Here is a 12,570-nt window from a genome sequence, read left to right as displayed (position 1 = left end):
CGTGCCGGAGTCTAGGACAAGCTTGTGTCATGACCGCCATGGTGGAACTGACCCGACTGCGGGTAGCGACCGAGCAGACCGACGCCTTCCTCGCCGCCCGGCCCGGCATGCTGGCCGACTTCGAGGCCGACCGGACCGGGTTCCTCGGCGCCCGGCTCGTGCGCCTCGCCGGCGGCGAGTGGCTCGACATCGTCGACTGGGCCTCGGCCGAGGACCGCGAGGCGTCCCGGGCCAAGGGGGCCAACCGCCCGGGCATCGCCGCCTTCTTCGCCACGATCGCCGAGGTCGTCTCGGCCGAGGACGGAACGCCCGTCTAGCGCCGCCGGTAGCTGGAAGTTGACTGGGAGCGACCAGACATCGTTACGTGATGGTGGCGGGATTATTCCGGGAAGATGTCCCATTTGGAAGGGGCTCTGGGTTGAGAAAGGGTAACGAATAGGGTTCGGCCGATGGCGCGGCAGCCTCGTAGCGGGGTCCGATGGGCGGGTCCAATTTGGCCTTGCTCGAGAGGTGTCGATGAAGCTCATCTCGATCGTGTCCCGGGCCGCCGTCGCGACGGTCGTGACCACCACCGTGGCCGGCTTCGCCGCGGTGGCCCTGCCGGCGGCGGCCTCGGCCGCGGCGCCCGCGTTCAAGCTCCGTCCGGCGATCACCGGGCATGTCGAAAAGGTCTCCCGGACCGCCCCGCTGTCCACGTCCGACTGCCTCGCGCAGATCGGCATCCACTGCTACTCGCCGCTGCAGTACCGCACGGCGTACAACCTCAACCCGCTGTACTCCCGCGGTATCACGGGCAAGGGCCGCACCATCGTCATCGTCGACTCGTTCGGGTCGCCGACGATCCAGCACGACCTCGAGGTCTTCGACGCGCAGTTCGGCCTGCCGAACACGAACGTCCAGATCGTCAAGGCCGGCAACGTGCCCCCGTTCGACCCGGCCAACGCCGATCACGTCGGCTGGGCCCAGGAGACCACGCTCGACGTCGAGTACGCGCACGCCATCGCACCCGACGCCAAGATCGTGCTCGTGGAGACGCCGGTCGCCGAGACCGAGGGGGTCACCGGCCTGCCCGAGATGATGGACGCCGAGAAGGCGCTCATCGACAAGGGCGTCGGCGACGTGATCTCGCAGAGCTTCGGCGCGACCGAGAACACGTTCCCCGGCTTCGACAAGGGCGACTTCAGCAGCATCCAGAAGCTGCGGTACGCCTACACCGACGCGGCGCTGCACGGCGTCACGGTGCTCGCCGCCTCGGGCGATGCCGGGGCCACGGACTACCAGGCGAACGGTGAGGACCTCTACACCTACCCGGTCAACTCCTGGCCGTCGTCGGACCCGCTGGTGACCTCGATCGGCGGTACGCAGCTCAACCTCGACAACAGCGGCAAGCGCGTCTCGAACGACGTTGTGTGGAACGACGGCTACGGGGCCGGTGGCGGCGGGCTCTCGCACGTCTTCCCGCGCCCGCTCTTCCAGGCCGGCGTGCAGAACGTGGTGGGCAACCACCGCGGGACGCCGGACATCTCGATGAGCGCCGCGGTCGACGGCGGGGCGTGGGTGTACTACACCTTCGTCGGCGCCGACTCGCCGTGGCACATCTTCGGCGGTACCAGCGAGGCCACCCCGATCTTCTCGGGCATCGTGGCCCTCGCCGACCAGCAGGCGGGCCGCCGCCTGGGCGACATCAACGCGGCCCTGTACCTGCTGGGCGCGGGCAGCACCCACACCCACCTGCCGACCGGCCTGGTGGACGTGACCTCGGGCGACAACAGCTTCGAGGGCGTGACCGGCTTCCCCGCGAAGCCCGGCTACGACCTGAGCTCGGGCTGGGGCACCATCGACGCGAACAAGTTCGTGCCGGCTCTGGCCTTCCTGTAGTGCCGCTTCTCCAGTGGCCCCCGGTTCGCCGGGGGCCACTGGCATGTCCGGCGAGGCATCGCCGGGGCCGGGATGGGTAAGGGTGCGAGGTGACCAAGCGCGGAAAGGAGTGCTGAGCGATGCGCGTGAACGAACTGCTGGCCGAGGGCTACGGGCGCCTGCCCGACCTGGTGCGCGGGGCTGTGGAGGGGCTGAGCGCCGAGCAGCTGCACTGGGCGCCGCGGCCCGGGGCGAACTCGATCGGCTGGCTCGTCTGGCATCTCACCCGGGTGCAGGACGACCACGTCACGGACCTGCTGGACGGGGCCGAGCAGCTCTGGGTCACCGGGGATCACGCGAAGCGGTTCGGGCTCGAGGCGCACGCGCACGACACCGGCTACGGGCACACGCCGGACGAGGTCGAGGCGGTGCGGCCGGAGTCGCCGGAGGCGCTGCTGGAGTACTTCGACGCGGTCTACGCCCGCACCCGCGCCTTCGTGGCGCGGCTCGACGAGGACGAGCTCGACAAGATCGTCGACGAGCGCTGGGACCCGCCGGTGTCGCTCGCGGTGCGGCTCGTGAGCGTGCTCGACGACGCCGTGCAGCACGCCGGGCAGGCCGCCTACGTGCGCGGACTCCTGCCGCAATAGGGCCGGCGCGAGGTAGTGCAGGACACACCGCTCCGCGGCGGGAACGGTGGTGTACTTGAATAGCAGGGTCCACTGACCCATCGGGAGATGCACATGGATGAGCGTTCGCAGCGGCATCGGGTGGTCATCATCGGGGCCGGGTTCGGGGGGCTCTTCGCGACCAAGGCGCTCAAGGGCGCCCCGGTCGACATCACCCTGATCAACGGCACCGCCTACCACCTGTTCCAGCCGCTGCTGTACCAGGTGGCGACCGGCATCCTGTCCGAGGGCGAGATCGCGCCGCCGATCCGCGAGATCCTCAAGCGGCAGGACAACGTCAAGACGCTGCTCGGCACCGCGACCCACGTCGATCCCGCGGCCCGGCGGGTCGACGTGGTCGCGCCCGGGGTCGCCTACAGCGTCGACTACGACTCGCTCATCGTGGCCGCCGGCGCCTCGCAGTCCTACTTCGGCAACAACCGGTTCGCCGAGTTCGCGCCCGGCATGAAGAGCATCGACGACGCGTTGGAGCTGCGCGGGCGGATCTTCGGCGCCTTCGAGCTGGCCGAGATCGAGACCGACCCGGCCGTGATCGAGCGGTTGCTCACGTTCGTGGTCGTCGGCGCCGGCCCGACCGGCGTGGAGATGGCCGGGCAGATCGCCGAGCTCGCGCACCGGCACCTGCCGGGGCAGTACCACAACATCGACCCGCGGCAGGCGCGCATCATCCTCGTCGACGCGCTGCCGACCGTCCTGTCCACGTTCGGCGACCACCTGTCGACCCAGGCGCTGCGGCAGCTGCACAAGCTCGGCGTCGAGGTGGAGCTGAGCACCAAGGTCGTCGACGTGGACGAGACCGGCATCGAGGTCGAGACCGCCAACGGGCGGCGGCGCATCGAGTCGGCGACGAAGATCTGGGCCGCCGGGGTGTCCGCGCCGGCGCTGTCGACGCAGATCGCCGAGGCGACCGGGGCGGAGACCGACCGGGCCGGCCGGCTCAAGGTCAACCCCGACACCACGGTCCCCGGGCACCCGGAGATCTACGCGGTCGGCGACATGATGTCGCTGGAGCAGCTGCCCGGGGTGGCACAGGTGGCCATCCAGAGCGGCCGGCACGCGGCCGGGCAGATCCGCAAGCGTCTCGCGGGCGAGCCGACCGGGCAGCCGTTCAAGTACTTCGACAAGGGCAGCCTCGCCACCATCTCGCGCTTCTCGGCCGTGGCCAGCGTCGGCAAGTTCCACTTCGCGGGCCTGCTCGGCTGGCTGCTGTGGCTCGTGGTCCACCTGCTCTACCTGGTCGGGTTCAAGAACCGGGTGACCGCGGTGCTGCACTGGTTCGTGAGCTTCATCGGCCGCGGCCGCTCCGAGCGGGTCGCCACGTATCAGCAGGTCTTCGCGCGGCGAGCGCTGCAGGAGTATCAGGACCGGTTGCCGTAGGGTTGTCCGCGTGGCAGCGCGTCCCGAGCTGATCGCGGCTCGCCGTGATCGCTCCGGGGCAACCCCGGGGGCGCACCTTTGAGCACCGCAGCACACCGCCGGCCCGCTGCCGCGCTTCGCGCGAGTCTGGGCAGGCACGACCGGGCTACGTCGGGGCGCGCTGCCGCGCACGCCCTCGCGCACGCCTTCCTGGCCGCGGCCGACTGGTCGCGGCCAGTGCTGCTCCAGGCCGGGTTCGAGGCCGTCGGGCGCCGCCCGCGCTGGATGGGCCCCCTGGTCTCGGCGATGCTGCGGGGGTACCGCGAAGGCCCCGCCGACCGCCCGCGGGAGCTCGCCGGATTCCTCGCGGCCCACCTGCCCGCCGGGTGCCGGCGCGGATCGTGGTGCGCCGGGCGGTGCCGACGCGGGTCGTGCGCATGCGGTGGGACACGCCGCCGCTCGGCGACCTCGCCGCCCTGGCCGAGTTCCTGGAGCTGGACGGCGACCGGCTCGACTGGTTCGCGGACCGGCGGGAGCTGAACCGCCGCAGCACGGTGGAACCGCTCAGGCACTACCGGTACACCTGGATGGGTCCGCGTCTGATCGAGGCCCCCAAGCCGCGCCTGCGCGCCCTCCAGCGGCGGCTGCTGGACGAGGTGCTCGGGCGCGTGCCGGCGCACCCCGCCGCGCACGGCTTCGTGCCGGGCCGCAGTGTGCACACGTTCGCCGCGCCGCACGCCGGGCGGGCCGTGGTCGTCCGGCTCGATCTCGTCGCGTTCTTCTCGAGCGTCTCGGTGCGGCGGGTGTACGGCCTGTTCCGCGCGATCGGCTACCCGGAGCCGGTCGCGCACACGCTGGCCGCGCTGTGCACGACGAGCACGCCGTTCGCGGTCCTGCGCGGGCACGGCCCGCTGATGTCGCAGCTGCGCGCCCCGCACCTGCCGCAGGGCGCGCCCACCTCGCCGGCGCTGGCGAACCTGTGCGCCTACCGGCTCGACCGGCGGCTGAGCGGGCTCGCCGCGGCGTTCGGGGCCGAGTACACCCGCTACGCCGACGACCTCGCGTTCTCCGGCGCGTTCCCGCCGTCGTCGCTGGTCGACGCGGTGTCGCAGGTGGTGGCGGACGAGGGCTTCCGCGTGCACCCGGCCAAGACGCGGGTGCGCGGGCGCGGCGACCGGCAGCGGCTGGCCGGGCTCGTGGTGAACGAATCGCCGGCGGCGGCGCGGGACGAGTACGACCGGCTGCGCGCGATCCTGCACGCGGCCGCCCGCGACGGCCTCGACGCCGCCAACCGCGACGGCCACCCCGACTTCGCGGCGCACCTCGCGGGCCGGATCGCCTGGGTCGCCGCCGGCCGCCCGGCCCGGGCCGCGAAACTGCGGGAACTGTACAGGGCGGCCACCGCGACAGACTTGTGATCGAGTGTCATATTCAACGCCGTGACCGTGGAACGGGTCTTCGTTCGCTCCGACTTCACCATCTTCGGCATCTGCGCCGTGGCCGTGGGGCTCGCGGCGGTGACCCGCTACACCGGCGTCTCCTCCGTGCTCGCCTTCGTCGTCGCGGGCGCCGCCGTGGCCGCCCTGGCCTCGCTACGTCGGCCGCAGCGTCGAGCGATCACGGTGATCGCCGTGGCCTTCATCGTCTTCGACGGCGAGTCGACCTGGCTGGAGGGGGCGACCCTGATCGCTCTCTACTGCATCATCGGCGCCGTCTGCTGGTGGGGCTGAGTTTTAAGCTTCGCTTTCTTCTGCGGTTTCGGCCTCGGCGGCTCGGTACGCTGCGGCCGTGATGGAGCTGGACGGACCGCGCGGGCATCGGGCCGCGCCCTGGTGGCGCGGCCGCCGCGCGCTCATCGTGGCCGGGGCCGGCGTCGTCGTGGCCGGGGTCGCCACCGTGGCGCTCGTGGCCCAGGCGTCCGGGGCCGCCTGCGCGGCCACCGTCGGCAACGGCAACGGGCAGGCCACCTACTACGCGGCCGACGGCGGCGGGAACTGCTCGTTCGACAAGGTCGCGGAGCCGCTCGTCGTCGCGCTCGGCAACGCGGAGTACCAGAACGGGGCGGCCTGCGGCGGGTACCTCGACGTCAAGGGGCCCAAGGGCAGCGTCCGCGTGAAGATCACGGATCGGTGCCCCGAGTGCGCCGCGGGGCACATCGATCTCAGCCGGCAGGCGTTCGCCCGGATCGGGGCGATCGACGACGGGATCATCAAGGTCTCCTACAGCCAGGTGAGCAATCCCGGCGTGCCCGGCGGGATGACGGTTCGCGTCAAGGAGGGCTCGTCGCGGTACTGGCTCGCGCTGCGCTTCGACAACACCGGGAACCCCCTGGCCGGCGCGGAGATCCAGTCGGGCGGTTCCTTCAAGGCGCTCGCCCGCACCGACTACAACTACTGGATCGCCGAGAGCGGCGCCGGCAACGGGCCGTTCACGGTGCGCGTCACCGACACGGCGGGCCGGCGCACCACGCTCAACGGGGTCACGCTCAGCGTCGGCACCGTGCAGAAGCCCGGCGCGCAGGCCGCCACCACCTCGCCGTCCGCGCCGAAGCCGAGCCGCCCCGCGGTCACCGGGTCCGCGGCCCCCACCGAGCTCGCCGTCGTCGCGCCGTCGGGCGGCTCGAGCGAGCCGGCGCCGGACGCGAGCCCGGACAAGGTCCCGAGCAGCCCCGGTGACCTCCATCCCTGCCGCATATAGTCATCATCAGTGACCACGACACCCACCGACCTCGGCGTCCTCTCCGCGCAGGTGCTCTTCGCGCTGCAGAAGGAGCTGTTCGGGCGCCTGGCCGAGCAGGGGCACCCGCGGCTGCGCCCGCGCCACGGGGCCGTGCTGGCCTACCTCGACCCCGAGGGCAGCCGCGCCACCGAGCTCGCGGCCCAGTCGGGCCAGCACAAGCAGGTCATCGGGACGCTGGTGGACGAGCTGGAGGAGCTGGGTTACGTCCAGCGCCGCCCCGACCCCCAGGACCGCCGCGCGAAGCTGGTCGTCCCCACCGAGCTGGGCCTGGACCAGGGGCGCCGGTCGCGGGCCATCCTCGCCGACATCGAGGCCCGGCACGCGGCGGACGTCGGCGCGGAGGCGTACGCCGCGTTCAAGGCCGTCCTGATCCGCATCGCGGCCCGCCAGCGGGTGAATTCGCCGCCGTTTCCCGGCTGAGCGCCGCGCGCTCGGGTAGGAAAGCGGGTCATGGCCCTGCTCGCTGAGCGCGACACGTCGGAAACGCACGCCAGGCGGACCTCCCGGGTGGCGTGGCGGTCGGGGTGGTGGCCGGCCGGGCTGGTCTTCGTCGCGACCGGGGTCGTGCTGCACGCGTACGGCGTCTCGCTCCCGGCGTACCTCACGTTCGCCGCGTACGTCGGCCTCGCCGTGACCCTGCCCGGGATGCTGCTGTGGCGGCTCATCCACCGCGGCTCCCGCGGGCTCGGCGAGGACCTCGCGGTGGGCACGGCCGTCGGCTACGGCGTCGAGGTGCTCGCCTACGTGCCCGCCCGGGCGCTCGGCGTCCCGCTCGCCGCGCTCGTGGTGCCGGCCGGTGTCCTCGGGACGTTCGCCGGGATCAAACGGCTGCGGCGGTACTGGCGCGGCAGCGGTCCGGCCGGCCGCGCCCCGGTCGCGCACTCGTGGACGCTCGCCGTGATCGCCCTGGTCCTGCTGTTCTGGAGCACGCTCTACTACCGCCACCACGGCTTCGGCTGGCCGAGCTACGGCAAGCCCGACATCGACCTGACGTTCCACCTGGCGCTGGTCGGCGAGCTCAAGCACCACATGGGTCTGGTCACGCCGTGGGTGACCAGCGAGCCGATCTACTACCACTGGTTCGCCTACGCCGACATGGCCGCGGCGAGCTGGGCGACCGGCATCGAGCCGTACACCCTGGTGACCCGCCTGTCCATGCTCCCGGTGATCTTCGCGCTCGTGGTCGCGGTCGCGGCCGTCGGCCGGCGCGTCGGCGGCTCGTGGACGGTGGGGGCGGGCACGGCCCTGGCCGCGTTCTTCGCGCTCTCCCCGGACCCCTACGGCTGGGTGCAGGACCTGTTCTACCGCGACTACGGCTTCAACGCGACGGACGACGGCTCCAACATCCGGCTCACCCTGTGGACGAGCCCGACCCAGACGTTCGGGGCGCTGCTGTTCGTACCGCTGATGCTGATCCTGCTCGACCTCCTGCGCGAACACGGCGCGGACCGGCGGCGCCGGCTCGCGTTCCTGCTGCTCCCGGCCGCGGTGATGGGTGCCAAGGCCAGCTTCCTGCCGACCCTCTTCTGCGGCCTGCTGCTGGTGCTGGCCGTCCACCTGCTCGTGCACCGCCGCATCCACCGGGTCGCGGCCGCCGCCCTGGCCGTGATCCTCGGCTGGCTCATCTTCGCCCAGCTGGTCCTCTTCGGCGGCGAGAGCCAGGGCCTGGGGCTGGGCCCGCTGGACGCCCTGCGCCGCAACCCGGCCGGCGTGACCACCCACTACACCGAGGATCCGCGCTCGTACCGCCTGATCGTCCTGCTGGCCCTGACGGCGCTCGGCTGGCTGGCGATCTGGGGCGGCGCGCTGGGCCTGCGCCGGCGGCTGCTGGGCCCGGATGCCGTGCTGCTGCTCGGCCTGGGCCTGGCCGGCTGCTCGATCCTGGTGCTGTTCGGCCACTCGGGCGGCCAGGCGGAGGGCTTCTTCCTGCAGGGCGCCCGGCCCTACCTCGCGGCGCTGGCGACCTGGGGCCTGCTGTCCCTGGTCACCTCCGGGCGCGCGCTTTACGCGTTCGGGGCCGGCGTCGTGCTCGTCTACGTCCTGCGCCTGCTCGACGGCTCCACCGTCCCCGTCATCGGCCCCGAGCGCCGCGCCGCCGCCGTGACCGTGGACCTCGTCTGGCCGTGGGCCGTGATCGCCGTGCTCGCGGTGGCCGGGCTGCTGGCGGCCCGCCGGCGCCCGGCCGTCTACGGCCTCGTGGCGGTCTTCCTGCTCGGCTGCACCGCCCCGACCGCCGTCCGCCAGCTCGCCTACGCGGTCCAGGACGGCCGCGAGAACGGCTGGTCCGAGCGCGCCGACCTCTGGCCGATCGTCACCCAGGGCACCCTCGAGGCGGGCCGCTGGCTCCGCGACCACTCGTCGCCGAACGACCTAGTGGCCACCAACATGCACTGCGCCTACGAGGGCCGCCGGGGCCGCTCCGCGTGCGACCGCCGGCACTTCGGTATCGCCGCCTACAGCGAGCGCCGGGTCCTGGTCGAGTCGTGGGCCTACACCGCCGAGGCCCACAACCAGGAGGCGATCCAGGGTGTACCGCAGGAGCACACCGCCTACTGGTATCCGCGGATTCTGGCCGACAACGACGCCGCCTTCGCCCGCCCGTCCCGGGACACGATCGGCGTGCTCCGCGACCGGTACCACGTCCGCTGGCTCTTCACCGAGGACGACATCATGCCGCCCTCGCCGGAGCTGTCACGCTACGCGACGCTGATGTTCCGCTCCGGAGCCTGTGCCGTCTACCGGCTCGACTGAATCGCACGGGTTGTGCGGGTCCGAACGGTGTGATCATCGCCCGGCTCAAGAGTTTCCGAAAGAAGCCCTAACGGGCACTTAAGCAACGGTTCATCGAGCCCGCCCGATTACGGCTCGAAGTGGATCGATGACGGATTTCCTCGCCGTGTGCGCCATGCGCGGGAGATCGCCGACAAATCGGGCAAATAACCCCACGGTGCGCTTGAGAGCGCTCCATTCCGATGCCCGGCGATCCTTAGGCGAACAATAAAGAGGATTAACAGAGCTTCAAATCGGGCCTGTGGATCATGTTCCGCAGGCGTGGAAGTGCACGATGAAACTTAAATTGACCCCCTCCTCAGCCCCTGCCTAGGTTGGTTTCGCCGGTTGGTGGAAACCGCCGGAAACCAGCTCGACAGGATAGAGGAACTGCAATGGTTCAGCCGCACCCGTCGGACTCCGGCGGGGCCCAGCCACCACGCGGTCGATCCACACGGGGCGGTCCGCCGTCCGCGGTCAACGTCGGGCTCGCGGCCCTCGCCGGGCTGCTGCTGCTCGGCGTGGCGACCGGCGGCGGGCGCGAGACGATGACCCAGCTCTTCGGGTTCCTGGTCTTCTACTGCGGCGTCTTCACGCTGGTGTCGCTGACGCTGACGGTCATCGTCGGCCTCGTCGCCACCGACCGCATCATGCTCGTGGCCCGGCACCGGGTCTGGGTGCAGTCGGTCCACCGCACCCTCGGCATCGTCGCGATCGCCATGCTCGGCCTGCACATCGGCACCGAGATGATGAGCGCGCGGGTCAGCGTGTTCGGCGCGCTGGTTCCGTTCACCACGGCGCCGTTCACCATCGGGGCGGGCACCATCGCGGCGTACCTGATGGTGCTGGTGATGTGGACCGGCATGGTCCGCGCCCGCTTCGCGCAGACCGGCAAGCCGTGGATGTGGCGGCCGCTGCACGCCACGGCGTACCTCTGCTGGCCCGTCGCCCTCTGGCACGGCCTCAACGCCGGGCGCCCGCCGGCCGTCTGGGTGACCGCGAGCTACCTGCTGCTGGCCTTCCTCACCTTCGTCGCGCTCGGCCTGCGGCTGTCCGTCGAGCGCAACCGGCGCCGCCAGCAGCTCTCCGCCGACCGCACCACCACCCTCATCGCGCCCGTGGGGCGGCCGGAGCCGGTCTCGTACGAGCGCCGCGCCACCCGCTCCCGCTCGGCCGGCCGCTTCCAGTGGGACGCGCCGCCGGCCGACCAGCTCTGGTCCACCCAGGACAGTGACGCCGACCTGCGCGCCGACTACCGCCGCGAGCCCGTCCTCGAGCCGGTCACCGCCATCCCCTCCTACGACGAGAGCTTCGTCGAGCCGGTCTTCGAGCAGACCTACCGCGGGGTCGCGAAGCCGGTCCGCGACGACTACGACCCCTACGCCGCCTACCCGCCCGAGCCGCCGTCCACAGTGGACGACACGGCCGGCATGACGCTGCGGGACCGGTTCGCCGCGCGGCGCTCGGCCGCGGCCGCCGCGGAGGCCGAGCAGGACCGCTACGCCGACGACGACACGCCCACGCTGGTCAACCTCGACACCCGGCGCGAGCTGCGCCGCCAGGAGCGCGAGGCGAGCCGCGGCCGGCGGCACCGCGCCGAGGGCGACGACGACCTGGACTTCTGGAACCGGATTCGGGGCGAGGCCCGATGAGCTCGCGCAGTCGCGGCTCCACCGCCACCGCCGCACCGCAGGTGCCGACGGTGCTGTCGATCGGCCCGGCCCGGCTCACCGCCGGGCTCGACCGGGCCGAGCGGCTGGACCTGCGCGCGCACCAGCAGGTGCACGGCCCGATCGGCCCGCTGTCGATGCGCGGCCTGCTCGAGCTCGCCCAGGACATCCAGCTCACCGGCCGCGGCGGCGCCGGCTTTCCGTTCCACAAGAAGGTCAAGGCCGTCGTCGACGTCGTCGAGCGGCGCATGCTCGCGCCCTTCGTGGTGGTCAACGCGACCGAGGGCGAGCCGGCCGCGTGGAAGGACAAGGTCCTGCTGACCCGCGCGCCGCACCTCATCCTCGACGGCGCCGCGCTCGTCGCGTGGGCGCTGCGGGCGGTGGAGATCGTGCTGTGCGTGGCCGACGACGGGGTGGGGGAGCGCTCGCTGCTCAACGCCCTGGCCGAGCGGGACATGCCGGTGCCGTCGCGCGTCGTGCGGGTGCCGCACCGGTTCATCTCCGGCGAGGGCGGCGCCCTGGTGCAGGGCATCAACGGCTTCCCGCACATCCCGCCGGGCATCAAGCGCCGCGCGGCCGAGGCCGGCGTGGAGGGACAGCCGACGCTGCTGTCCAACGCGGAGACGTTCGCGCAGCTGGCGATCGCGGCCCGGATCGGGCCCCGGCGCTACTGCGAGGTCGGCGACGCGGAGAACAAGGAGCCGGGCACCGTCCTGCTCAGCGTCACCGGCAGCGCGCGGCACCCGGCCGTGGTCGAGTGCCCGACCGGCACGCCGCTGGAGGAGGTGCTCGACCTGTGCGCCGTCCCGGCCGGGCCGGCCGTGCTCACCGGCGGCTTCCACGGCCGCTGGCTGGACATGGCGCTGGCGTCCCGCGCCGCCGTCTCGCGCCGCGGCTTCAAGGCCGTCGGCGGGTCGCTCGGCGCCGGGATCATCCTGCCCATCGGGCCGGAGACGTGCCCGGTCGGCGAGGTGGCGCGGGTGGTGCGGTATCTGGCGGCCGAGTCGGCGGGCCAGTGCGGCCCGTGCCGGCTGGGCCTGCCCGACCTGGCCCGGGCCGTGGACGGGCTCGCGTCCGGGGCCGGGGATCCGGCCGTCGTGCGTGCGGCCGCGGCCGCGGTCAAGGGGCGGGGGGCTTGCAGCCATCCGGACGGTACGGCGGGATTCGCCACGTCCGCCCTGGAAGTCTTCGCCGACGACCTGGCCCGCCACGCCCGGGCCGGCGACTGTGGACGGTCGGTCGCCGGCGTGCTGCCGGTGCCCACCGCCCGCGACGAGGGCGGCTCGCGGCGGCTGCACGTCGACTGGTCCCGCTGCGACGGCCACGGGCTGTGCGCGGACGTGGCTCCCGACCTGATCCGGCTGGACGGCAACGGCTATCCGGCCTTCATGGACGCACCCGTGCCGGTGCGGCTCGAACCCGTCGCCGCGCAGGCGGTGGCGATGTGCCCGGCACTCGCGCTGCGTATGGCTGCCCCGAAACGGTGACGC

Annotated in this window: 11 protein-coding genes; all 11 read left to right on the top strand. The window is 72.6% G+C overall.

The features are described 5' to 3' along the window. The first annotated feature begins 29 nt into the window (after nt 1-29). The 11 genes from ACQP1P_RS46150 to ACQP1P_RS46100 all read left to right on the top strand — a co-directional run bounded on the left by ACQP1P_RS46150 (nt 30) and on the right by ACQP1P_RS46100 (nt 12,567). Complete coding sequence (locus ACQP1P_RS46150; protein ID WP_433081468.1) at nt 30-317, top strand: hypothetical protein; 288 nt, start codon at nt 30-32, stop codon at nt 315-317. Between the two features lie 199 nt (nt 318-516). Then, nucleotides 517-1,878, top strand: coding sequence for a S53 family peptidase (locus ACQP1P_RS46145; RefSeq protein WP_433081466.1), 1,362 nt, complete (start codon nt 517-519; stop codon nt 1,876-1,878). Between the two features lie 119 nt (nt 1,879-1,997). Next, nucleotides 1,998-2,507, top strand: a complete 510-nt coding sequence (locus ACQP1P_RS46140) for a mycothiol transferase (protein WP_433081464.1) — start codon at nt 1,998-2,000, stop codon at nt 2,505-2,507. Nucleotides 2,508-2,600: 93 nt separating this feature from the next. After that, the gene (locus ACQP1P_RS46135) at nt 2,601-3,923 is read left to right on the top strand and encodes an NAD(P)/FAD-dependent oxidoreductase (protein ID WP_433081462.1); all 1,323 of its coding nucleotides are present in this window, start codon (nt 2,601-2,603) and stop codon (nt 3,921-3,923) included. A gap of 395 nt (nt 3,924-4,318) precedes the next feature. Then, a complete protein-coding gene (locus ACQP1P_RS46130) occupies nt 4,319-5,320 on the top strand; it encodes a reverse transcriptase family protein (protein WP_433081460.1) in 1,002 nt (333 codons plus the stop codon). A 21-nt stretch (nt 5,321-5,341) separates the two neighbouring features. After that, nucleotides 5,342-5,632 carry a hypothetical protein gene (locus ACQP1P_RS46125; RefSeq protein ID WP_433081458.1) on the top strand — a complete coding sequence of 97 codons (291 nt, stop codon included), beginning with the start codon at nt 5,342-5,344 and terminating at the stop codon, nt 5,630-5,632. A 61-nt stretch (nt 5,633-5,693) separates the two neighbouring features. After that, nucleotides 5,694-6,599 (top strand): expansin EXLX1 family cellulose-binding protein, encoded by a 906-nt coding sequence (locus ACQP1P_RS46120; RefSeq protein WP_433090416.1) that lies wholly within the window; start codon nt 5,694-5,696, stop codon nt 6,597-6,599. Nucleotides 6,600-6,608: 9 nt separating this feature from the next. After that, nucleotides 6,609-7,061, top strand: coding sequence for a MarR family winged helix-turn-helix transcriptional regulator (locus tag ACQP1P_RS46115; RefSeq protein ID WP_433081456.1), 453 nt, complete (start codon nt 6,609-6,611; stop codon nt 7,059-7,061). A gap of 30 nt (nt 7,062-7,091) precedes the next feature. Further along, the gene (locus ACQP1P_RS46110; protein WP_433081454.1) at nt 7,092-9,392 is read left to right on the top strand and encodes a hypothetical protein; all 2,301 of its coding nucleotides are present in this window, start codon (nt 7,092-7,094) and stop codon (nt 9,390-9,392) included. 413 nt (nt 9,393-9,805) lie between these two features. Then, nucleotides 9,806-11,062 (top strand): hypothetical protein, encoded by a 1,257-nt coding sequence (locus tag ACQP1P_RS46105; RefSeq protein WP_433081452.1) that lies wholly within the window; start codon nt 9,806-9,808, stop codon nt 11,060-11,062. Next, entirely contained in the window at nt 11,059-12,567 is a 1,509-nt protein-coding gene (locus ACQP1P_RS46100; protein ID WP_433081450.1) for an NADH-ubiquinone oxidoreductase-F iron-sulfur binding region domain-containing protein, read from the top strand. The genes ACQP1P_RS46105 and ACQP1P_RS46100 overlap by 4 nt, the downstream gene beginning before the upstream one ends. Nucleotides 12,568-12,570 lie beyond the last annotated feature (3 nt).

The sequence above is a fragment of the Dactylosporangium sp. CA-052675 genome (assembly GCF_050947935.1).
Lineage (GTDB): Bacteria > Actinomycetota > Actinomycetes > Mycobacteriales > Micromonosporaceae > Dactylosporangium.
The sequence above is the reverse complement of the archived record's forward strand: the minus strand, read 5'-3'. Positions and strand labels throughout refer to the sequence as shown.